This window comes from Halomonas sp. SL1, from assembly GCF_003030865.2.
Classification (GTDB): domain Bacteria; phylum Pseudomonadota; class Gammaproteobacteria; order Pseudomonadales; family Halomonadaceae; genus Halomonas; species Halomonas halophila.
On sequence record NZ_PYUQ02000021.1, the window covers coordinates 1 to 22731 of the forward strand.

General features: G+C 67.3%; 21 protein-coding genes. 10 read left to right on the plus strand and 11 right to left on the minus strand.

The features are described 5' to 3' along the window. Window positions 1-138: 138 nt before the first annotated feature. Window positions 139-573 carry a hypothetical protein gene (locus C9J49_RS17020; protein WP_146613005.1) on the plus strand — a complete coding sequence of 145 codons (435 nt, stop codon included), beginning with the start codon at window positions 139-141 and terminating at the stop codon, window positions 571-573. A gap of 231 nt (window positions 574-804) precedes the next feature. Here C9J49_RS17020 and C9J49_RS14055 read toward each other — a convergent pair whose 3' ends face one another. From C9J49_RS14055 to C9J49_RS14075, 5 genes are all read right to left on the minus strand, one after another. After that, window positions 805-1575, minus strand: coding sequence for a TatD family hydrolase (locus C9J49_RS14055; protein ID WP_107181951.1), 771 nt, complete (start codon window positions 1573-1575; stop codon window positions 805-807). A 183-nt stretch (window positions 1576-1758) separates the two neighbouring features. Then, window positions 1759-3348 (minus strand): peptide chain release factor 3, encoded by a 1590-nt coding sequence (gene prfC / locus C9J49_RS14060; protein WP_107181952.1) that lies wholly within the window; start codon window positions 3346-3348, stop codon window positions 1759-1761. Between the two features lie 192 nt (window positions 3349-3540). Next, window positions 3541-3846, minus strand: a complete 306-nt coding sequence (locus C9J49_RS14065; RefSeq protein ID WP_035598588.1) for a hypothetical protein — start codon at window positions 3844-3846, stop codon at window positions 3541-3543. Between the two features lie 136 nt (window positions 3847-3982). Beyond that, window positions 3983-4840: a 3'(2'),5'-bisphosphate nucleotidase CysQ gene (cysQ, locus tag C9J49_RS14070; RefSeq protein ID WP_046078724.1), complete on the minus strand. Its 858-nt coding sequence runs from the start codon at window positions 4838-4840 to the stop codon at window positions 3983-3985. Continuing rightward, window positions 4834-5499, minus strand: a complete 666-nt coding sequence (locus C9J49_RS14075) for an SDR family oxidoreductase (RefSeq protein ID WP_046078725.1) — start codon at window positions 5497-5499, stop codon at window positions 4834-4836. The genes cysQ and C9J49_RS14075 overlap by 7 nt, the downstream gene beginning before the upstream one ends. A 145-nt stretch (window positions 5500-5644) precedes the next feature. Between C9J49_RS14075 and C9J49_RS14080 the strand changes: the two genes are divergently transcribed. Both C9J49_RS14080 and C9J49_RS14085 read left to right on the plus strand, forming a co-directional pair. Continuing rightward, window positions 5645-6991, plus strand: coding sequence for a type II toxin-antitoxin system HipA family toxin (locus C9J49_RS14080; RefSeq protein WP_107181953.1), 1347 nt, complete (start codon window positions 5645-5647; stop codon window positions 6989-6991). Further along, entirely contained in the window at window positions 6988-7296 is a 309-nt protein-coding gene (locus C9J49_RS14085) for a helix-turn-helix transcriptional regulator (protein WP_046078727.1), read from the plus strand. The genes C9J49_RS14080 and C9J49_RS14085 overlap by 4 nt, the downstream gene beginning before the upstream one ends. A gap of 16 nt (window positions 7297-7312) precedes the next feature. Here the strand turns inward: C9J49_RS14085 and C9J49_RS14090 are convergent, their stop codons facing one another. Together C9J49_RS14090 and C9J49_RS14095 are read right to left on the minus strand one after the other, a co-directional pair. Continuing rightward, window positions 7313-10450, minus strand: coding sequence for an efflux RND transporter permease subunit (locus tag C9J49_RS14090; RefSeq protein ID WP_107181954.1), 3138 nt, complete (start codon window positions 10448-10450; stop codon window positions 7313-7315). Continuing rightward, window positions 10447-11697, minus strand: a complete 1251-nt coding sequence (locus C9J49_RS14095; protein ID WP_046078729.1) for an efflux RND transporter periplasmic adaptor subunit — start codon at window positions 11695-11697, stop codon at window positions 10447-10449. The genes C9J49_RS14090 and C9J49_RS14095 overlap by 4 nt, the downstream gene beginning before the upstream one ends. Before the next feature lie 439 nt (window positions 11698-12136). Between C9J49_RS14095 and C9J49_RS14100 the strand changes: the two genes are divergently transcribed. Together C9J49_RS14100 and C9J49_RS14105 are read left to right on the plus strand one after the other, a co-directional pair. Beyond that, window positions 12137-13408, plus strand: coding sequence for an ATP-binding protein (locus C9J49_RS14100; protein ID WP_046078730.1), 1272 nt, complete (start codon window positions 12137-12139; stop codon window positions 13406-13408). 21 nt (window positions 13409-13429) lie between these two features. Next, window positions 13430-13969, plus strand: coding sequence for a response regulator transcription factor (locus C9J49_RS14105; RefSeq protein WP_035598567.1), 540 nt, complete (start codon window positions 13430-13432; stop codon window positions 13967-13969). Window positions 13970-14057: 88 nt separating this feature from the next. On the opposite strand, the gene C9J49_RS14110 is transcribed toward C9J49_RS14105, so the two are convergent. Further along, window positions 14058-14828, minus strand: coding sequence for a 3-hydroxybutyrate dehydrogenase (locus C9J49_RS14110; RefSeq protein ID WP_107181955.1), 771 nt, complete (start codon window positions 14826-14828; stop codon window positions 14058-14060). A gap of 98 nt (window positions 14829-14926) precedes the next feature. After that, a complete protein-coding gene (gene hybE / locus C9J49_RS14115) occupies window positions 14927-15361 on the minus strand; it encodes a [NiFe]-hydrogenase assembly chaperone HybE (RefSeq protein WP_181454305.1) in 435 nt (144 codons plus the stop codon). Between the two features lie 124 nt (window positions 15362-15485). Between hybE and C9J49_RS14120 the strand changes: the two genes are divergently transcribed. The 3 genes from C9J49_RS14120 to C9J49_RS14130 all read left to right on the plus strand — a co-directional run bounded on the left by C9J49_RS14120 (window position 15486) and on the right by C9J49_RS14130 (window position 17658). Next, window positions 15486-16307, plus strand: coding sequence for an inositol monophosphatase family protein (locus tag C9J49_RS14120; protein WP_046078733.1), 822 nt, complete (start codon window positions 15486-15488; stop codon window positions 16305-16307). Between the two features lie 162 nt (window positions 16308-16469). Then, on the plus strand, window positions 16470-16745 hold the full coding sequence (locus tag C9J49_RS14125; protein WP_035595881.1) for a GrxA family glutaredoxin: 276 nt from the start codon (window positions 16470-16472) through the stop codon (window positions 16743-16745). Between the two features lie 145 nt (window positions 16746-16890). Next, window positions 16891-17658, plus strand: a complete 768-nt coding sequence (locus tag C9J49_RS14130; RefSeq protein WP_035595880.1) for a hypothetical protein — start codon at window positions 16891-16893, stop codon at window positions 17656-17658. Window positions 17659-18042: 384 nt separating this feature from the next. Here C9J49_RS14130 and C9J49_RS14135 read toward each other — a convergent pair whose 3' ends face one another. Together C9J49_RS14135 and C9J49_RS14140 are read right to left on the minus strand one after the other, a co-directional pair. Next, a complete protein-coding gene (locus C9J49_RS14135) occupies window positions 18043-18705 on the minus strand; it encodes a CoA transferase subunit B (RefSeq protein WP_035595879.1) in 663 nt (220 codons plus the stop codon). Between the two features lie 162 nt (window positions 18706-18867). Continuing rightward, the gene (locus tag C9J49_RS14140) at window positions 18868-19569 is read right to left on the minus strand and encodes a CoA transferase subunit A (RefSeq protein WP_035595878.1); all 702 of its coding nucleotides are present in this window, start codon (window positions 19567-19569) and stop codon (window positions 18868-18870) included. Between the two features lie 185 nt (window positions 19570-19754). On the opposite strand from C9J49_RS14140, the gene C9J49_RS14145 reads away from it, so the two are divergent. Further along, on the plus strand, window positions 19755-20657 hold the full coding sequence (locus C9J49_RS14145; protein ID WP_046078735.1) for a LysR family transcriptional regulator: 903 nt from the start codon (window positions 19755-19757) through the stop codon (window positions 20655-20657). Window positions 20658-20694: 37 nt separating this feature from the next. Next, a complete protein-coding gene (locus C9J49_RS14150; RefSeq protein ID WP_046078736.1) occupies window positions 20695-22644 on the plus strand; it encodes an acetoacetate--CoA ligase in 1950 nt (649 codons plus the stop codon). Window positions 22645-22731 lie beyond the last annotated feature (87 nt).

Here is a 22731-nt window from a genome sequence, read left to right on the forward strand (position 1 = left end):
CACATCGCCTGATCACTGACAAACGGTGATGCCCGTTCGCTTACTCTCGCTCTGTAGACTTGCTTGTATTACGACATCCATAGACTGATGGCCCTTGCTAGGGAGGGGTTGTGGAGCGACAAAGAGGGGAAGGTCATCATGAGAGAATCAACCATCACGATTCTGCTGGCAGGTTGCCTGATGGGCGGCACCGTTGAAGTGTCGGCGGCTAATCTAACCGGCGTCTACTGTGGGCGAGATGGCAGTGACACGATGATCCTAGACGACCAAGGGAGCCGGGTAAGCTTCGAGATCAGTTCCTGGCAGGCGGAAGGGCACTATTGCGGTACGCCACGCCTGATGGCTACCCGTCTCAACGGCCGCTACGAAGTTACCGACCGGGATTGCACGTTGAGCCTGTCAAGTGATCAGGAATCTATCACTTTGTTAGCCAATCCATCCGGCAGTTGTAGTGACCAGTACTGTGGGCAGCGAGCTGCGTTGAAGAAATTCAGTCTGCCGCTGTCCAGTCGGCAACCCTTGCCAGGCCCCTTCGAGGAAATCTCGATGATGGAAACGCCTCTGTGCCGTTAGCCGGTTGTGGTCTCAAGCGGGGTGGGTTGTACGATGGCTATGATGAAACTGTATTTCACAGTTATGTGGTTGTCGGATTCAGTGGTTAACTGCCCGCTTGGTGAATAACTTAAGCCGCTTGGCATGCCATTCTTTCATTGCTGCCACCGGTGATTAATGGATGGTGGACGCGGTGCTCGAACTCGAACCGACAAAGCCTTGCACAAAGCAGAGATTGGATACTCCGCCGCGTCACGAATCCGGCGCAAGGCCGAACAGCCGCCGAGCGGTGGCGGCGCTGTCCGCCGCCACCCGCTCGGCGCACTGCCCCCGCAGCTCGGCCACCCGGCGACACACCTCGCTCACCCTGGCCGGCTCGTTACGCTCGCCCTGATGACCGGCCGGCGGCATGTCCGGACTGTCGGTCTCCAGCACGTAGCCATCGTCCGGCAGCGCGGCCACGCTGCGCTGCAGTCGCTTGGCTCGATCGTGGGTCAGCGCCCCGCCAAGCCCCACCACGAAGCCGAGATCGAGAAACGCCTGAGCCTGCTGGGGCGAGCCGGCGAAGGCGTGGATCAGCCCGCCGGCCTCGGGCGACAGCTGACGCAGCCGCTTGGCCAGCGGGTCGTTGGCCCGCACGCAGTGGATCACCAGCGGCAGGTTCCTCGCCTTGGCGAGGCGGACCTGGCCGTCGAACAGCGCCCACTGGGCGTCCAGGGTGTCAGTGAAGCGCGCATCGATGCCGCACTCGCCCAGCGCCACCGCCTCGGGGTGCGCGTCCAGCGCCGCCGCCAGGGCATCGACGTCGCCCTCGCGGTGATCCTGCATGAAGTACGGATGCAGCCCCAGGCAGACGCTGATGTCATGCCGTGCTCCCAGCGCCAGCACCCGTGGCCAGTCGCGACGCCGGGTGCCCGGTAACACGAAGTGCTCGACGCCCGCCGCATGGGCACGCGCCAGCACCGCCTCGCGGTCGGCGTCGAAGTCGGGAAAGTCCAGATGGCAGTGGGCGTCGATCAACATAAGCTGGAAGCTGGAAGCTGGAAGCTGGAAGCTGGAAGCTGGAAGCTGGAAGCTGGAAGCTGGAAAGAAGCGTAACGCGAACCGCCCCTATGGCAAGTGCCTAGGGGTGGTTCTTCTTCTCGCTTTCAGGCACGAAGCGCCGCTCTTCAAGCTTCTAGCGTAAGGCTCCGGGCGCAGCCCGGGTCAGTGCTCGCGGGTCGGGCTGAAGCGCACGTCCGGCCAGCGCTCCTGGGTCATCTGCAGGTTGACCCGGGTCGGTGCGATGTAGGTCAGGTAGCCACCGCCGTCGATGGCGAGGTTCTGGCTGGCCTTGCGCTTGAACTCCTCGAGCATCTTGGCGTCGTCGCAGTAGACCCAGCGGGCGGTCTGGACGTTGATGCCCTCGTAGATGCAGTCGACCTTGTACTCTTCCTTGAGACGATGGGCGACCACGTCGAACTGCAGGGTGCCCACGGCGCCGAGGATCAGATCGTTGTTGTCCATCGGCATGAACACCTGGGTGGCGCCCTCCTCGGACAGCTGCTGCAGGCCCTTCTGCAGCGCCTTCATCTTCAACGGGTCCTTGAGGCGCACGCGTTTGAACAGCTCCGGAGCAAAGTGCGGAATGCCGGTGAAGCGCATGTCCTCGCCCTGGGTGAAGGTGTCGCCGATCTGGATGGTGCCGTGGTTGTGGAGGCCGATGATGTCACCGGGCCAGGCTTCCTCGACATGGGAACGATCCGAGGCCATGAAGGTCAGGGCGTCGGCGATCTTGACGTCCTTGCCGATGCGCGTGTGGCGCATCTTCATGTTTTTCTCGTACTTGCCCGAGCAGACCCGCAGGAAGGCGATCCGATCGCGGTGGTTCGGGTCCATGTTGGCCTGGATCTTGAACACGAAGCCGGTGAACTTGCCGTCCTCGGATTCCACCGTACGCAGATTGGTCTCCCGCGGCTGGGGTGCCGGCGCATACTCGACGAAGCCGTCCAGCATCTCGCGCACGCCGAAGTTGCCCATGGCGGTACCGAAGTACACCGGGGTCAGCTCGCCGCGACGATAGGCCTCGAGGTCGAATTCGTGGGAGGCGCCGCGCACCAGCTCGACCTCCATGCGCAGCTCCTCGGCGGCGTCCTCGCCCAGGATCTCGTCGACCTCGGGGCTGTCGAGGCCCTCGATGCGCTTGTCCCCGGGGATGCGGTTGCCCTGGCCCTGGGTGTAGAGGTGGATGACGTCGTTGTAGAGGTGATAGACGCCCTTGAAGTGACGGCCCATGCCGATCGGCCAGGTCATGGGCGCGCACTGGATGTTGAGCACCTTCTCGACCTCGTCCATCACTTCGATGGGGTCACGGATATCACGGTCCATCTTGTTGATGAAGGTCAGGATCGGCGTGGTGCGCAGCCGGCAGACCTCCATCAGCTTGATGGTGCGGTCCTCGACGCCCTTGGCGCCGTCGATCACCATCAGCGCCGAGTCCACCGCGGTCAGGGTGCGGTAGGTATCCTCGGAGAAGTCCTCGTGGCCCGGGGTGTCGAGCAGGTTGACGATACGCCCACCGTAGGGGAACTGCATCACGGAGGTGGTCACCGAGATGCCGCGCTCCTGCTCCATCTTCATCCAGTCGGAGGTGGCATGACGATCGTCGCGCTTGCTCTTCACCGAACCCGCCATCTGGATGGCGTTTCCGAACAGCAGCATCTTCTCGGTGATGGTGGTCTTACCCGCATCGGGGTGCGAAATGATCGCGAAGGTGCGACGCAGCGCGGCTTCTTGGGCGATAGGGTCGGTCGACATTGAGGCTCGTTACTGATCAGTACTCGCCCGCATGCTCGGGCATCCAAGCAGGTCGGGGCGATGATGGGTGTGGGAAATGCAGCGATTGTACCGCCCGGCCCGGCCTCTGTCTCGAGCCTATCGACAGCCGCCGGGGAAGCGCCTCGCGGTTACCGCGCCTGGACGTGACCTCGGCAGCGCCCGGCGGAACGACTAGACCGCCACTCCCAGTGCCTCGCCCAGCGCCTCGATGACGAACGCCTTCACCCGGGGATCATCGGGTGCAGCCACTTCCACTGCCAGCAGACGCATGGCCAGGATGTCGCTGCCGCGACTGACATCGTAGAGCGGGTAGCAACGATCACCGCACTGCAGCATCAGGAAGAGTCCCCGTCGGGGATCCCAGCCCACGCCGCGCAACGGCTCGTGACGCGGCACGATGAAGACCACCTCGGGCGCGGCGCCGACACGCGCGTGAAGTCGGTGCAGGGGACGCCGCTCGATCTCGACATGACACATGTGACCGCCTCCGACTGACCTGATCGGACCTATACGATAGTCCAAACGGGGGAGGTCACAGGGTGACATGTGGATGAAAATTTTGCGCCTCAGGGATTGTCGAACAGCGGTCGACTTCCAGCCGAACCGGGGAGGCTCAATCCCCCTCGACGAGGCTCTCGGCCAGCGCCCGCTCCCAGCGGGGATCTCGCTCGCCACAGGCGATGAAAGCGGGATTGAGCAGCGAGTCATGACGGTTGCAGCGAAGCGGCTTGAGGGACCCGGCATCCAGTACCTGGCCACCCGCCGCCGTCACCACCGCCTGGGCCGCCGCCGTGTCCCACTCGCTGGTCGGGCCGAAGCGCGGATAGAGGTCGGCGCTCCCCTCCGCCACCAGACACAGTTTCAGCGAACTGCCTCGCGAGACGAGCGCGTGGCATGGCAGGCGTTCCAGGAAGCTCGCCAGCGCCGACAGGCCATGGGAGCGGCTGCCCATGACCCGCCAGGCTTCGAACGCCGGGTCCGGCAGAGGGCGCACGCCGATCGCCCGCGTCTCACCGGCCTCACGCCGCCAGGCGCCCTCTCCGAGCTGGCCGAACCAACTCACGCCGAGCGTCGGCGCATGCACGATGCCGAAGGTCGGCACGCCGTCCTCGATCAGCGCCACGTTGAGCGTGAAGTCGCCGCTGCGTCGGATGAATTCCTTGGTCCCGTCCAACGGGTCGACGAGCCAGTAGCGCTGCCAGGTGCGGCGAGTGGCATAAGGCACGGCCTCCGACTCCTCGGAAAGCACCGGTACCGCCGGCGTCACCTCGCCGAGCAGGTCGACCAGCGCATGGTGGGCACAGAGATCGGCCTCGGTGACCGGGCTGTCGTCGGCCTTGGTCTCGACGTCGAAGGGCCGTCGATAGATCGCCATCACCGCCTCGCCGGCCGCCTCGACGCCCGCCAGCAGCCGTTCGCGCGCCACGGGGGTGACGAAGGCGCCTCTCTCTCCTGCCGCGGCGCTCACCATGGCAGGCGTTCGCCGTTGCTGTGCCAGAAACCGCCGCTGGTCTCCAGCGTCAGCGCCTCGATGCGCTCGGCCAGCCCCGCGGCGGCCTCTGCCGGGGAAATCAGGCCACCGAAGCCGACCATCCGTGTCTGTACATAGCCGGGATGCAGCTGGGCCACGGCGATGCCGCGCGGGGCCAGATCCACTGCCAGCGACTTGCCGAAGGCGTTCAGCGCCGCCTTGGAAGCGCGGTAACCGTATCGGCCACCGGAATCGTTGTCGGCGATCGAGCCCATGCGGCTGGTGATGTTGGCGATCTTCGCCCCTTCACCCAGGCACGGCAACAGCGCCTCCACCACCCGCAGCGGCGCATAGGCGTTGATCTCCATCTGGGTGCGGATCGCGTCGAAGTCGATCTCTCCCAGTACCTCGTCATGGAGCATTCCGGCGTTGTTGATCAGCAACGCCAGCGCCTGGCCCTCGAGCTCGGCGGCCAGGCGCTCCACGTCCTTCTCACGCGTCACGTCGATTCCCTCGATGACGCGAGCCGCCACCTCGGCCAGCTCGAAGGACGCCTCCCGGCAGACACCGATCACGGTCCAGCCCGCGTCATGGTAGTGGCGAGCCAGCGCCAGCCCGACGCCGCGATTGGCGCCGGTGATCAGTACGGTGGACGTCATGTCGTCTCCTTGCATGCGCAAAACATTTTTGAGCAGGAAATCTGCTCAAAGATTGTGACAAAGCCCTTTTTTGAGAAAAATAGTTCTCAAAAAAAGCCTGACTGCTCTATCCTGAGTAGCATATTGCTCAAAACAGATGCCCTCCATGCAGCTGACGATCCAGATCCATCACCAGACACGTTGGCAGGACGCCGCGCTGCTCGAGATTCCGGCGCCGGAACAGGGAACGCGTGGCCCCGCCAGGCTGGGATACTTCCAGGACTATGCACTGGCCTGGATGTTCCACGACGACGAACACGCGTGCAGCCTGACCCTGCCCGTCGAATTGATGATGACCCACCGCGGCGATCGCTGGTTCGGCTTTCTCGAGGACATCATGCCGGCCGGTGCCAGCCGCCGCTACTGGATCGAGCATCTGGGGTTGCAGGACCTCGACCCCGGCCAGCAGGACAGTGAACTGCTGCGCCGCGGTACCATAGCGCCGGTAGGAAACCTGCGCATCCGCGAAGCACTCCCCGAACGCCCGGCCGGAGATGCCCTGGCGTCCCTGCGCTTCCCGCAGGAAGAGGTGCTGGAACGCCATACAGACTTCCTCGAATACGCTCAGCAGATGGGCGCCGCCAGCGGCGGCGCCACCGGCGCCGGTGGGGAGGCCCCCAAGCTGCTGGTACGTCGCACCCCGGATCGTCAGGTGTGGATCGACACCTGGCAGGACGACACCACCACGCCCGACGCCCATTATCTGGTCAAGTTTCCCCGCGGGAGCCGCAGCGACGACGACTGCGACATCCTGCGCGCCGAATATCACTACTATCGCGAGTTGCATGCCCTTGGCGTGGATACCGTGCCTGTCGAAGGCCTGGAGCTCCACGAGGGCACCCGCTATCCCTCTCTCTGGCTGCCGCGTTTCGATGTCGAATGGCGCCAGGGCCAGCTCCATCGCCACGGTCTGGAATCGGTATACGCGCTGCTCGGCGTCGCACCGGGCACTCACCTGCGCCACCCCGCGGCCATTCGCCGACTGGTGGCGCTGCTGAAGGGCCAGCATCGGGTACGCGAGGGCCGCGAGCCCTTCGATGCGGCCGCTTTCGTCATCGAATGGGTCAAGCGGGACCTGCTCAATCTGGCCTTCGGCAATTCGGACAATCACGGTCGCAATGCCGCCCTGCTCAAGCGTCCCGAGGGCATCTGGCACGCACCGGTCTATGACTTCGCCCCCATGAAGGCCGACCCCGAGGGCGTGCCCCGGACGACGCAGTGGGGGCCGACATTCGAACGAGGCGGAGACGTCGACTGGCCGGCAGTCGCCGAGCACCTGGCGGATCTGGTCGAGCCGGAGCGCCTGATGGGCGAACTACGAGCCCTTGGCGACCGCCTGCCGGGCCTTCGCGATCGACTGGCGGATCACGGCGTGCCGTCGCGCATCCTGGACATGCCGGCGGTGGGACTGAACCATCTCAATGATCGCCTGACGCGCTGGGGGCTGACATGAAGCCACAGGCCCGCTCTCCCCAGGCGCGCCAGGCGGCGCTGCTCGAACAGCTGCGCCTGCTGATGCGCGGCGAGACCACCGAAGGCCGCGTGCTGCGCACCCTTCGACGCGAGGTCCTGGGCCTGACCCAGACGGCCTATGCCGAGCTGGTCGGCGTCAGCCGGCGCACCCTGTCGGACATCGAGCGGGACGCCGGCAACGCCTCCATGGCCAGCCTCGACCGGGTCTTCCGACCGCTGGGGCTCAAGGTCGGCCTGATGCCGCGACAGCCCGAACTGCTGGCCGAACTGCTCGACGAGCCATGACCCGATCCCGCGCCCGTCACTCGCTGTCCGTCAGCGCCACGCGCCCGAAGCGCTCGCGCAGGTGCTCGAGATAGCTGAGCAGCGCCGGAATCACCGCCAGCACCAGCAGCGTCGAGAGCCCCAGGCCGAAGGCGATGGACACCGCCATCGGGATCAGGAACTGGGCCTGCAGCGAGGTCTCGAACAGCAGCGGCATCAGCCCGCCGATGGTGGTCAGCGAGGTCAGCAGCACCGCGCGCACGCGCTGGACCACCGCCTCGTTGAGCGCGGCATCGATGGCCAGCCCCCGATGGCGCTGCTGGCGATAGAAGGCCACCAGGATGATGGCGTTGTTGACCACGATGCCGGAGAGCCCGAACAGGCCGAACAGTGACAGCATGGTCAGGTCGAGCCCCATCAGCCAGTGGCCCACCAGCGCCCCCACCAGCGCCAGCGGAATCGTCGCCATGACGATCAACGGCAGGCTCCAGGAGGCGAACACCCAGGCCAGGACCACGTACATCAGCGCCAGTCCCACCATCAGCCCGACGCGCATGTCGGCGAAGGTCTCGCGCTGGTCGGCGGCGCGACCCTCGAAGCTGTAGCGCACCCCATGATCACGCATCAACGTCGGCAGCACCGTGGCTTCCAGGTCGGCGAGGATGCGGTCGGTCGTGTTGACCGCCGCATCCACTTCGGCGGTGACCTCCACCGCCAGGTTCCCGTCCGCATGGCGCAGGGCCGAGAAGCCCTGGCGGTGGTCGAAACGAGCCACCTGGTCGAGCGGCACGAAGTCGCCGCCGGGGGTGCGGATCGACAGTCGCGACAGCGAGCTCAGCCGCTCGCGCTGCGCGCGGGGCAACAGCACCCGCACCTCGACCTCGTCCGGCCCGTCCTGATAGACCTGCACCAGCCGACCGTCGTAGGCGGCCCGCAGCTGGCGCCCCAGCTCCCGGGTCGTCAGGCCCAGCGCCTCGCCCCGCGGGCTGACCCGATAGATCAGCTGCTCGCGGCCCCAGGGCATGTCGTCCTCGGTGGCCAGCACCCCGGGCAGCTGGGAAAGCGAACGCGACAGCGATTCCGCCGCCGCCTTCAGGGCCTCGGCGGACTCCCCGGTCAGGCGCACGTTGACATCCTTGCCCGGCGGCCCGGCGCTGCGCTCGCTGATAGTCAGGTTCTCGATACCCGCCGGCAACGCGAGGCGCGAACGCCAGTCGCGGATGATCTCGGCATTGCGGGCCGAACGGTCATCGGACGGGATGAGCTCGACCATGATCGAGCCCAGATTGTCGCCGCTGCGCCCGGCCGCGCCCTCGGCGATCACCGCGCCGTGACGCGTCACCGCCTGGGCCACCAGGCCACCGCCCAGCGCCTCGTCGGTCGCCGCGAGGGCGGTTTCCATGTCACCCAGGAAGGCGTCGACCCGGGCACGGTCGGTGCCGGCGACGAAGCTGGCGTTGGCATAGAGCACGTTGGGCTCCGGCGTGGGAAAGAAGTTGAAGGCCAGTCGTCCGCCGGCCAGCAGCCCCGCCGTGGCCAGCACCACGGCCGCCGCCGCCGCCAGGGTCGCGGCCCGATAGCGCAGGGTCAGCGCCGAGAAGCGTCGGAAGGGCCCCTGGCGGAAGGCATCGAAGGCGGCATCGAAACGCGCCCGGGGCCGGCCCAGCGGCGAGAGACTCGGCGACTTGGCGCCTGACGAAGCGGCGGCAGGTACGAAGGCGTTGCGCAGATGCGCGGGCAGCACCACGAAGCACTCCAGCAGCGAGGCGACCAGCACGCAGATCATCACCACCGGGATGTCGCCGAGGATGCTGCCGATCACTCCGCCCACCATCAGCAGCGGCATGAAGGCCGCCACCGTGGTCAGCGACGAGGCCATCACCGGCCACAGCATGCGTCGCGCGGCGCCCTCGGAGGCACGCTGCGACGCCTCGCCCTGGCGGAAGTGGGCGTCGGCGTCCTCGCCCACCACGATGGCGTCATCGACGATCACCCCCAGCGCCATGATCAGCGCGAACAGCGAGATCATGTTGATCGAGCCGCCGATGATCCAGAACGTGGCCATCGCCCCGAGAAAGGCGGTGGGAATGCCGACCGCCACCCAGAACGCCACCCGGCCCGGCAGGAAGAAGTAGAGCAGGCCGAGCACCAGCAGCAGGCCGCCCAGGCCGTTGCTGATCAATAGCCCGATACGCTCGGCGATCAGCTGCCAGGTCTCGTCGTGCACCTCGAGCGTCACCGTGGGCGGCAGCAGCGGCCGGGTCTCGTCGAGCCAGGCTCGCAGCGTCTCGGCGGCCGCCAGGGAGTTGCCGTCCTCGCTGCGCTGGAGCAGCAGCTCCACCGCGCCCTGGCCATCTCGGCTCAGGGTCACCTCGCCCTGCTGGGGCTCCTGGCGAATGATGGCGATGTCGCCCAGGCGCAGCTGCACCCGATCGCTGCCGAGAATCGGCAGCTCGGCGAAACCGGCCGGCGAGCGGCGCTGCTCGACGGCGCGCAGCTCGCGGGCACTGTCGCGCTGGCCGATCAGCCCGGCCGGCAGATCACGGGAGAGGGCCTCCACGCGCTCGGCGATCTCGTCGAGGGACAGCTTCAGCTCTTCCAGGCGACGGGCCGGCACCTCGATGCTGATCTGCTGCTCGGGCAATCCCTCGATCTCCACCCGGTCGAGGCCCGCCTGGAGCAGCGAATCCTCCAGGCGATTGGCCAGGTGGCGCAGCTCGTCGTCGGACAGCGTACCGTGAAGCAGCAGCCGCGCGACCGGTTCGAAGTGCGCCACCCGGCTGATGCGCGGCTCCTCGGCGTCGACCGGCAGATGGGTGAACTCGGCAACCCGCTGGCGCACATCGTCCAGCGCCAGCACCGGGTCGGCACCTTCACGGAACTCCAGGGTGATGCTGGACACCCCCTGGGCCGAGGTCGAGGTCATGCGCTTGAGACCCTCGATGCTGCGCAGACGCTGTTCCAGCGGCAGAGTGATGCCCTGCTCCACGTCCTCGGCAGCGGCGCCGCCCCACACCGTGCTCACGGTGACGACGTCGAGAGAGAAATCGGGAAAGAACTGGACGTTCATGCGCGTCAGGCCCAGCGCCCCACCCAGCAGCATCACCAGCATCACCAGATGGGCGGCGACGCGATGCTGGACGAAGAAGCCCAGCGGGCCCCGGCGACGGCTCATTCGTCCTCCTCGTCGCCGACCACCTGGAGCTTGAGCCCCTCGGCGGCGTTGGGCAGGTGCGTGACGATCACCTCCTGACCGGCGGCCAGCCCCGCGCCGCTGACCAGCACCCAGCCATCGTTCGTCGCCGCGCCATCCCCCCTTGCATCGCCGGCCACCGGGCCATGGCGTTCGATCCGCAGCCGGCGCATGCGGTCATCCTCATCGCGCAGATACAGCACCTCGTCGCCATAGAGGGCGCTGGCGGGCACCGCCAGGCTGTCGGCCACCGGCGGGCGGCGCAGCATCACGTCGACCAGGCTGCCCGGTCGCAGCCCGCGGGGCATCCCCTCCAGGCGCAGGATCGCTTCGGTACCACCGGGCGCGCTCTCTCCGACGAACCCCTCGAGACGAAAGCGCGCCCTCTCGCCGACGGCATGGGGATGCCGGCCGTCATCCAACGCCACCTGCAACTCGTCGAGGTAGGCGCTGGGCACCTGGGCACGCAGTTCCAGACCGTCGCGCGGGTAGATCGACAGCAGCTCGGCGCCCTCGCCGACCCGCTCACCCGGCGCCACCGCCACGCCGCTGACGATGCCGGCGAAGGGCGCCTCGACCCGGCTGCGCTCGGCATCACGACGCGCCTCGTCCAGCCCCGCACGGGCTTCGGCCAGCCCGGCCTCGAGCTGGGCCAGCCTGGCGGGATACCCGGCCAGCGCACCTTCCCTAGCGTCCACCGTGACCCGCGCCTGGGCCAGCGCATCGCGAGCGTCATCCAGCGACGAGGCGGAGGCCAGGTTACGCTCGGACAGCGAACGGACCCGTTCCAGCCGGCGGCGAGCGTTGCCGAGCAGTTCGCGCTCTCGGGCCAGGGCGGTGCGATCGCTCTCCTGGCGGACCCGTTCCGCCTCGATCTGCGCCTCCAGATCATTGACCCGCGCCTCGGCACGCGCCACCACCGGGGCCACGTCCGCCTCGTCCAGGGCCACCAGCAACTGGTCTTCGGCCACGCGCTGTCCATCGCGCACCGGCCGTTCGGCGATGCGCGCGGGCAGCGGCGCGGTGAAGGTCACCGCCTCGGGCGCGACGATCTCGCCGTAGAGCGGCAGCAGCGGGGCATGACTCGACAGTGCCACGGACAGCGTCTCGACCCGCCAGCTGCGCTCCTGGGGCGCCACCTCGGCGGGCTCCGGTCGCGTCGCCCTGAGGCCAAGGAAGGCGGCGGCGCCGAGCACCAGGAACAGCACGGGAATCAGCAGTCGTCGCATCGGGTATCCATCGAGCAGGATTCGAGAGTCCCAATATACCGCCTGAGCCACGGGGAGAAACCCGCTCTCCGCGACTCCCTTGCGCGCCGTCATCGTTCCGTCATCCCGCGCCCCTATCGTCATGCCCCGATTTCATCAGGAGAACGATCGATGCGACTGGGACGCGACCTGCTGGGCCTGGCGATGCCGCCGGGACACACGCCACATGCGAGGCCACGGACTGGCCCACACGATGCCGTGCCAGGCCTCGAGATGCACACGCCGTCGCGGCCGGCGGTGACCTCCGGCGTGATGAGCCCGGACCTGCTGACCGGGCGCGCCATGCGCTGGTCACGACATCGAGGTCGGTCGAGGAGCGACGCCTGACCGCACCCCACCGCGGGACGCGGTGCGGGGCGATCGGGTATCATCGCGGCCACGATTCTGCCGCGGAGCCGTCATGCCAGCCGCCCTGCCCCTGCCGCTGTCCACCCCCAACCGCAACATGGTGCGCCTGACCATCGTCCGCGGCATCACCTGGACCGGATTCCTCTTCGGCATCGTGATCGGCGTGACGGGGCTCGGCTTCGAGCTCGACGTGCCTGCCGTCGGCGCGGTGATCGTGGTGATGGCGCTGATCAACATCGGCACCTGGTGGCGCCTGGGCCGCCCTCGGGACGTCAGTCACCGTGAATACCTGGCGCACCTGCTGGCCGACATGGCCGGCCTGACGCTGCTGTTCTACTTCACCGGCGGCGCCACCAACCCCTTCATCAACTACTACCTGGTGCCGGTCACCATCGCCGCCGCCACCCTGCCCTGGCGCTATGCCTGGGGCGTGGCCGTGGCCGGCCTGGCCGGCACCAGCGTGCTGATGGTCTTCTACCACCCGGTGCCCCAGCTCGGCATGCCGCACCTCCAGGACGGCGTCAGCCTGCACATCCTCGGCGTATGGCTGAACTTCGCCCTGTCCGCCGGGCTGGTGACCTTCTTCATCTTCAAGATGGCCCGCGCCCTGCGCGGCCGCGAGCAGGCCCTGTCACGCACCCGCGAGGCGGTGCTGCGCAACGAGCAGGTGCTGGCGGTGGCCACCCAGGCCGCCGGCACCGCCCATGAGCTCGGCACGCCGCTGTCGACCATGGCGGTGCTGCTCAACGAGATGCGCGAGGATGCACGCGGCAACGAGCTGCTCGAGAAGGACATCGATCTGCTGCGCGAACAGGTCGACACCTGCAAGTCGCGCCTGCGCCACCTGGTGGACAATGCCGACCGCCGGCGCATGGCCAATGCAGAGATTCGCGAGGCCAGGGAGTGGCTGGAGGAGGTCGTGCAGCGCTGGCTGGTACTGCGCCCGGACGTCGGCTATCGCCTCGAGGTGACCGGCCGCCGCGGCACGCCCCGCCTGAGCGTGGACACCACCCTCGCCCAGGCGCTGACCAACCTGCTCAACAACGCCGCCGATGCCAACCCGGACAACATCCTGATCCAGCTCGACTGGAAGGCCGACGAGGTGGTGATCGACATTCGCGACCACGGCCCCGGCGTCTCGCTGGACATCGCCGACCAGCTCGGCGAAACCTTCGTCTCGACCAAGAGCAAGGGGCTCGGCATCGGCCTGTTCCTGACCCATGCCACCATCAATCGCTTCGGCGGCGGCGTGCGGCTGTACAATCATCCCGAAGGCGGCACCCTGACCGAGGTGACCCTGCCCCGCAGCGCCCCCGAGGCCTGAGCCGATCACAGTGAGGATGCCATGCAAGAGACCGACGAACGCCTGCTGATCGTCGACGACGACGAGATGTTCTGCCACGTGCTGCACCGCGCCATGAGCCGACGTGGCTTCGAGGTGCTGGTGGCCCACGACGCGGAACGCGCCCTGGCCCTGGCGCGCCAGCATGAACCCACCATGGCCACCCTGGACCTGAAGCTGGAACAGGAATCGGGGCTCAAGCTGCTGCCCGAGATGCTCGAGGCGGTGCCGGACTGCCGCGTCGTCGTGCTGACCGGCTACTCGAGCATCGCCACGGCGGTGCAGGCGATCAAGCTCGGCGCGGTGAACTACCTGTGCAAGCCCGCCGACGCCGAGGAGATCCTCGCCGCCCTGTCACAGGAGGAAGCCGATCCCGAGGCCGAGGTCGCCGAGCATCCGCCGTCGATCAACCGCCTGACCTGGGAGCACATTCAGAAGGTGCTGCAGGAGCACGACGGCAATATCTCCGCCACCGCACGGGCGCTGGGCATGCATCGCCGCACCCTGCAGCGCAAGCTGCAGAAGCGGCCGGTCAGGCGCTGAAATACGGGCGACGGGCGACGGGCGACGGGCGACGGGCGACGGCAAGAGGTTAGCTCGTTGCTCGCCGCCCGCCGCCCGAACGCGGGGGTTACTGCGCCGTCCAGCCCAGATCGATGTTCCAGCTGGCGCCGGTGACGGCCCCCGCCGCATCGGAGGCCAGGTAGCCCACCAGCGACGCCACCTCGCCGGGATCGATCAGCCGCTTGACGGCGGCGTTCTTGAGCATGATCTGCTCGACCACTTCCTGCTCGTCCATCCGGTTCAGTTTGGCCTGGTCGGCGATCTGGTTCTCCACCAGCGGCGTCTTCACGTAGGCCGGGCACAGGGCGTTGGCGGTGATGCCCTGCGAGCCACCTTCCAGGGCCGCGGTCTTGGTCAGCCCGATCAGGCCGTGCTTGGCGCTGATGTAGGCGGCCTTGCCCGGGGACGCGACCTGGGCGTGGATCGAGGCCACGTTGACGATGCGCCCCCAGCCGTTCTCCCTCATCGACGGCCAGGCCGCCTGGGTCAGCAGGAAAGGGGCGGTCAGCATCAGGTCGATGATGCGCCGCCACTGCGCCTCGGGAAACTCCTCGATCAACGACACGTGCTGGATGCCGGCATTGTTGACCAGGATATCGAGCCGGCCGAAGCGGCTCAGGGCATCGGCCACCGCCGCCTTGCAGGCCTCGCCATCGGTCAGGTCGGCCTGGAAGAAGGCGGCACCCGCGCGCTCGGCGATCGCCTCCCCCTCGGGATTGAAATCCACCGCCAGCACCTGATGGCCCTGCTCGCGGAAGTGACGCACCACGGCCTCGCCGATGCCGCTGCTGGTGCCGGTGACGAGTGCCACCCGCGGCGTGGAAGATTGAGCGGTCATGAAGTCTCCTCGTTCCAGTTCCATGGGAAAGGTGAAGCTACGACGCTGCGTCACCAGCATATGAACCTTTGCCGCACTGCACCAGAGCGACCTTTCTCCTACTCGGCGGCAGCCGGTGCCATCACCTGCGCCATCAACCGCTGGGCCAGCCGACTGCCGTCCTGCACCGAATCGAGATCGGCGAGATCCTCGAGCAGCACGCACTGCCACAGCCACTCGCCCCCGGCCAGCGACACCGCCTCGAAGGGATAGCGTCCGGAGGGCAGTGCCAGCGTCAGGCGTGCCCCCTCACCGTGCGGTAGCGCGTCGTTCGCCTCCGGCACCAGCGCCAGCGACAGCGAGACCGGCGTGATCAGCGCGCCCAGCAGGCCACGATCGCCACTGGGCATCTCCTGCGGCTGGAAGCACAGCGCATCCACCCCGAGCCGAGCGTTATAGCCGTGCTCACGGCGGGCGGCCTCGAGGAAGGTACGCTCCCAGGCCTGCGCCAGGCGGTTCAGGCGGTCGTATTGATCGGCGGACAGGGCCTGCATCACGGCGCTCCTGTGTGGATATGGACGATTGGGATGTAACGGTGAGATGAACGGGCGGCCAGTATAGCCAGCCGACCGGGGGTTGCTGCTAGCATGAGAACTCAGCCAACCCCGAGGAGCCGCCATGACCCCCGAACAGCGCCTGGAGATCGCCGTCGACATCGCCACCCACGCCGGGCGAATGATCGTCGAAGCCCGCGACCAGGGTGATTTCGACCATCGCTACAAGCACGGGCAGGAACTGGTCACCGACATCGACCTGCAGGTGGACACCTACATCGGCGAGCGGCTGGAGGCAAGCTTTCCCGAGGAGACACGGCTCAGCGAGGAGCTCGCGCCGGACCGCGAGGTCCTCGAACGGCCCGATGCGCTGTGGGTGGTGGACCCCATCGACGGCACCGTCAACTTCGCCCACGGCCTGCACCACGTGGCGGTATCGGTCGGCTGGGCCAGCGGCGGCAAGGTGCGGCTCGGCGTGGTACACGCGCCCTTCCTCGGCGAGACCTACACGGCGCTGGCCGGACGCGGCGCCTGGTGCAACGGCGAGCCGATCCGCGCCAGCGGCAGCAAGGAGATGACCACCAGCCTGGTCGGCACCGGCTTCCCCTATCGTCGCGACAGCCGACCGCCGCTGATGCGCCGGCTGATGGCCGTGCTCACCCACTGCCAGGACGTGCGTCGCGCCGGTTCCGCGGCTCTCGACCTGTGCGCGGTGGCCAGCGGGCGGCTGGACGCCTACTACGAGAGTGTCTCGCCCTGGGACATGGCCGCCGGTCTGCTGATCGCCCGCGAAGCCGGGGCACGGACCGGGCATCTATACCCGGTACCCGGAGGCCTTCCCGAGGATCTCTACGGCGAGAACCTGCTGGTCTCGAGCCCGGCACTGCATGACTCGCTCGGCGAGCTGCTGCGCCACGCCGACGCCAGCGACCACGACGCTCTCTGAGCCAGCCGCCGGGGCACACGCCCCGGCGACGAGCGCCCTATAGCGCGATGCAATCGACGTCTCAGCCGAGGCCTATTGGCCAGATGCGCGCTACTGGGGCAAAATGGCGCTCGATTTCGCCTTTATTCCCTTTCGATGCATCCGTGATGCAAGGAGTCTGTCATGTTCGTCGTCATCTTCGGCCGCCCCGGCTGCCCGTTCTGCGTTCGCGCCAAGGACCTCGCCGAGAAGCTCGAGAGCGCCGGCGCCATCCAGGGGCATCGCTACGTGGACATCCATGAGGAAGGCATCACCAAGGCCGACATGGAAAAGACCATCGGCAAGCCGGTCGAGACCGTGCCGCAGATCTTCGCCGACCAGACTCACATCGGCGGGTTCACCGAGTTCGACCAGTACGTGCGCGAGCAGGCACTGATGCCGGTCGAGACCGCCCAGTAAGCCACGCGACGCGTGCGAGACGAAGGCCGCCTCCGGGCGGCCTTCTTGCGTCATGGCCCTGCCGCCTGCCTCGTTGAATCCGCCCACACCCCCGCAGCTTACACTGCCTGAAAGGACAACGACGCATAAAAGAGGATGAGGCAGGATGCAGCGGGAAGAATTCATCCAGCAGCTGTGGCTGGATTACGTGCATCAGCACCCCGACCTGGGCGGGCTGCGACTATGGCCGGTGGAGGCGCCACCGGAATACCTGACGCTGCTGACCCTCAATCATGGCCCCTGGTCCATGGAAGCCCTGCTGCCGACCCTGGTGCGCTTCGGCTATCGCCCGCGTCAGCGCTTTGCCATGGCCGACCGCGGCCTGCTGGCCACCCTGCTCGCCGCCCCCGACGACGGCGCCTGGCTGGTGCTGGCAGAGCTTCAGCTCGGCACCCTGTCGCGTCCGCCCCGCGAGGCCCTGCAGCGGCTGGTGAACCAGGCCGCCGACGCCGATACCAAGGGCCAGAACCTGCTGTGCCGCGGTCGTCCCTGGCCAATGCCGGACTGGGCCACCTACCAGACCCTGGCAGCGGCGCACCCGCTGGCCGGCTGGCTGGCCGCCATGGGGCCGCGCCTGCACCACCCCGGATTCGACTGCGCGAGACTCGGGCAGCGCCTCAGCCATCTTGACGCGGCCCTGGCCGACGCGGGCATCACGGGCAGCGGCGACCGCCATCACGGCATCCTGCCCGTGTCGCCGCTGCTCGACTACCGTTTCTATCCCGGCCCCGCCCGGCGGCTGGTCTTCGCCGAGGGCGACGAGCATCGCGTATCCTCCGGCGGCCTGGCGCTGGTGCAGAAGCAGGTCAGCGCCAATCAGGAGCGCTGCGCCGAACTGCTGCTGCCACACCACACCCGCTGCGAGCTCACCTAGGTTCTGTACGAAAACTGTCTGCGCTCGCCGACTTTTCGCACAAAACCTGGGCGCCGTCTCCGAACGACATGCCCTCGAACCCACGCGCTCGCCAGTCCGGCGGGCGTTTTTCGTGGCCATTCACACGATGTCTCACCCGCCGTTTTTCGGCCCGACATCCGCTCGCATCCCTTGACGATTCGGCCTCGAGGCGTCCCGGCTCACGTCGCGCCGGCGGGACCATCCACAGTTTCTGTGGATAACACTGTGCATCGTGTCGGCACAAGCGACGACGAGCCCCGTGACATGGCCGTGCCGCTTGGAATGGTCAGTTTTTCGGCACCCGCCAGCAACGAGATGGCCCGGGCAAGCCCGGGCCATGAAAGGAAAAAATCCTTGACGACGTCAGTCGGCGAAGACCATCTCCGGCACGTGGTCCGGCACGATCAGCTTGCCGGCGGTCTTTTCCTTGATCTCCTCGACCGACACGCCCGGGGCGCGCTCCTTGAGCACGAAGGCGCCGTTCTCGATCTCGAGGTAGGCCAGGTCGGTCAGCACGCGGTTGATGCAACCGGCGCCGGTCAGCGGCAGGTTGCAGGATTCCAGCAGCTTGGACTCACCGTGCTTGGAGGCGTGGGTCATGGTGCAGATGATGTTCTCGGCGCCGGCCACCAGGTCCATGGCGCCGCCCATACCCTTGATCAGTTTGCCGGGGATCATCCAGGAGGCGATGTTGCCGTTCTGGTCGACCTCGAAGGCGCCGAGCACGGTCAGGTCGACGTGGCCGCCGCGGATCATGGCGAAGGATTCCGCGGAGGAGAAGATCGCCGCGCCGGGACGGGCGGTGACGGTCTGCTTGCCGGCGTTGATCATGTCCGGGTCCACTTCCTCCTCGGTGGGGAAGCGGCCCATGCCCAGCAGGCCGTTCTCGGACTGCAGCATGACGTCGATGTCGTCCGGCACGTAGTTGGCCACCAGGGTGGGAATGCCGATGCCCAGATTGACGTAGAAACCGTCCTCGAGTTCGCGCGCCACGCGCATAGCCATCTGTTCGCGAGTCAGTGCCATCGTGATTGCCTCTTGTCTGTCATGATTGACGACCGTCGGGGAAAGGCGAAGCGAGGGTTTTTGCCATGGATGGCAAAAGTAGCGCCCAAGGATGGGTTCACAGCGCCTCGCGCAGGCTTTCCCGGACAGGCTCGCCTCATCGTTGATCGTGTAATGACGCGCTTAGCCCTGGTGCACGGTGCGCTTCTCGATACGCTTCTCGAAGGTGCCCTGGATGATGCGATCGACGTAGATGCCCGGGGTATGGATCTGGTCCGGCGGCAGCTCGCCGGGCTCGACGATCTCCTCGACCTCGACCACGGTGATCCTGCCCGCGGTAGCGGCCAGCGGATTGAAGTTCTGGGCAGTGTCGCGATAGATGACGTTGCCGTAGCGATCGGCCTTCCAGCCCTTGACAATGGCGAAGTCGCCGACGACGGATTCCTCGAGGATATAGTGGCGACCGTTGAACTCACGGACCTCCTTGCCCTCGCCGATGGGTGTCCCGTAGCCGGTGGCGGTGTAGAAGGCCGGAATGCCGGCACCGCCGGCGCGCATCTTCTCGGCCAGGGTCCCCTGCGGCGTCAGCACCACCTCGATGTCGCCCTCGAGCATCTGCTGCTCGAACAGCGCGTTCTCGCCCACGTAGGAGGCGTAGATGGTGCTGATCTGGCGATCCTCGAGCAGCAGGCCCAGGCCAAAGCCGTCCACGCCACAGTTGTTGGAATAGACGGTCAGGTCCTTGACGCCGCGACGCTGGATCTCGCCGATCAGGTTCTCGGGGATGCCGCACAGCCCGAAGCCGCCGGCGATCACGGTCATGCCGCTCTCGATACCGGCCATTGCCTCCTCAAAGGAACCCACTCGCTTGTCGAATCCGGCCATATCTGCCTCGCCTGGTTGGAAAAAGTGGTTGTTGTTGCGGAGCCATCATGGAAGACGCTTCATCTCATGGTCCGTTGATGACGCTGTGTTGCCGACCCCCAGCAGTGTCGACGGGGATCATATATTTGTTAAGTTTGATTTTTTTATGGATTATTTTAAGTATCAAATAGACTAGCGGAGCCTCCATGACCGTCAAGCAACTCCGCGCGTTTCTCGCCGTGGCCCAGACGCTCAGCTTCACCCAGGCCTGCGAGCGGCTGCACCTGTCTCAACCGGCCCTCAGCCTGACCATCAAGAGCCTGGAAGAATCGCTTGGCGGGCGGCTGCTCACCCGCAGCACCCGCCGCGTACGGCTGACCCCGGAGGGCGAGTCCCTGGTGCCGCTGGCCAAGCGCCTGCTGGCCGACTGGGACAACACCGAGGAGCTGCTGCGCCAGCGCTTCACCCTGCGACTGGGCCGGGTCGCCGTGGCCGCCATGCCCTCCTTCGCCGGCAACCAGCTGCCCACCGTGCTCGGGGCCTTTCGCGCGCGCTACCCGCAGATCAACGTCACCGTTCACGACGTGATCAACGAGCAGGTCATCGAGATGGTGCGTCAGGGCCGCGTCGAGCTGGGCATCGCCTTCGCCCCGGAAGCCACCGACACCCTGCACTTCACGCCGCTGTTCGAGGACCGCTTCGTGGCCGTGGTACCGGCCGATTCGCCGCTGGCCGGCCGCCAGCGGGTGGACTGGCCCACGCTGCTTTCCGAGGACTTCATCACCCTGCAGCGCCCCTCCATGGTGCGCCTGATGATCGAGGAGCAGCTGCGCGCCCAGGGCATCGAGCTGCCGGTGGCCTTCGAGAGCTATCAGCTCGCCACCGTGGGCCGCATGGTGGCCGCCGGACTCGGCGTCAGCGCGGTGCCGTCACTGTGCATCGAACAGATGCACGAACTCGGGGCGCGCTGCCTGACCCTCGAGGCACCGACCATCCAGCGCGCGGTGGGGGTGCTTTCGGCCAACGCCGAGGCGCTCTCGGTGGCCGCGCAGGCGCTGAGGGAGGTCATCCAGGAAACCATCACCGCCCCCGTCCTCAGCGCCGACTAGTCTCAAGACAGGTAAACGCGACCAGGAGGGATATCCCATGGCCGATCCGCTCTGGCAACCGTCTCCCGAGGCCATCGAGGCGACTCGCCTGGCCACCCTGATGCGCCGGCTCGAACGCCAGCACGGCATCGAGATGCCCGACTACGCCGCCCTGCACGCCTGGAGCCTCGCACATCCCGAGGCCTTCTGGACCCAGCTGTGGGAGGACGCCGACATCATCGCCGAGCGACGCGGCGAGCGCGTGCTGGAACGCCCCGACGCCATGCCCGGCGCCCGCTGGTTCCCGGACGCCCGGCTGAACTTCGCCGAGAACCTGCTGCGCCGGCGCGACGCGCACCCGGCGCTGATTGTCCACGACGAGCGCGGCCGGCGCCGCGAGCTGAGCCACGAGGCGCTATATCGCCAGGTGGCCGCCCTGGCCTCGGCGCTGCACGACCTCGGCGTGGTGCCGGGCGATCGCGTCGCCGGCATCGTGCCCAACGGCGAGCACGCGGTGATCGCCATGCTCGCCGCCGCGAGCCTCGGCGCCATCTGGTCCTCCTGCTCGCCAGACTTCGGCGTCCAGGGCGTACTCGACCGCTTCGGCCAGATCGGCCCCCGCGTGCTGATCGCCGCCGACGGCTACACCTGGAACGGCAAGGCCATCGACATCCGTCCGCGGCTGGCCGAGATCGCCGGTGCCATCGACGGCCTGGCGCGGGTGGTGGTCTTCCCCTTCCTCGCCGACGCGCCCGAGCTTGGCGACATCACCGGGGCCGTGGCCTGGGACGATGTCCTGGATCACGATGCCACCGAGATCGACTTCGTCTCGCTGCCCTTCGATCACCCGCTCTATCTGCTCTATTCCTCGGGCACCACCGGCACGCCCAAGGCCATCCTGCACTCGGCCGGCGGCACCCTGCTGCAGCATCTCAAGGAACATCGTCTACACACCGACCTCGGCCCCGAAGACGTGCTGTTCTACTACACCACCTGCGGCTGGATGATGTGGAACTGGCTGGTCTCCGGGCTCGCCTCGGGCGCCACCCTGGTGCTGTTCGACGGTGCGCCCTTCTCGCCTTCGCCCGACGCGCTGTGGGCCATGGCCGAACGCGAGGGCATCACGGTGTTCGGCACCAGTGCCCGCTACCTGGCCGCCTGCGAGAAGGAAGGCCTGCGCCCCGGCCACGAGCACGATCTCGGGGCGCTGCGGTCGGTGCTGTCCACCGGTTCGGCGCTGTCTCACGCCTCCTTCGACTACGTCTATCGCGACATCAAGGCCGACCTGCTGCTGGCCTCGATCTCCGGCGGCACCGACATCGTCTCCTGTTTCGCGCTGGGCTGCCCGATTCGCCCGGTCCATCGCGGCCAGATCCAGTGCCGCGGGCTGGCCATGGCGGTGGACGTGTACGACGACGAGGGACGGCCGCTGCGCGGCGACAAGGGCGAGCTGGTGTGCACGCAACCGTTCCCCGCCATGCCGCTGGGATTCTGGAAGGACCCCGACGGAGAGCGCTATCACGACGCCTACTTCTCCACCTTCCCCGGCGTCTGGGCCCATGGCGACTATGCCGAGATCACCCCGGAGGACGGCCTGATCATCCACGGCCGTTCGGACGCCGTGCTCAATCCCGGCGGGGTGCGCATCGGCACCGCCGAGATCTACCGTCAGGTGGAAAAGGTCGAGGAGGTGCTGGAGTCGCTGTGCATCGGCCAGGAGTGGGAAGACGATATCCGCGTGGTGCTGTTCGTGCGCCTGCGCCCGGGGCTGACCCTGGACGACGCCCTGCGCGACAAGGTCCGCCAGACGATCCGCGCCAACGCCACCCCGCGTCACGTGCCGGCGAAGATCCTCCAGGTCGAGGACCTGCCGCGCACCCTGTCGGGCAAGCTGGTGGAGCTCGCCGTGCGCAACGTGGTCCACGGCCGGCCGGTCAGGAACAGGGAAGCACTGGCCAATCCCGATGCGCTGTCGCTTTTCGAGGATCTTCCCGAACTGAGGGACTGACGAGGACGAGAGGCGCCGTGGACAGGTCGTAGCGGGCGTCTTGACCAAGGATGGCCAGCACTGGCCCTGCAAGCGGAGCCGAATGCG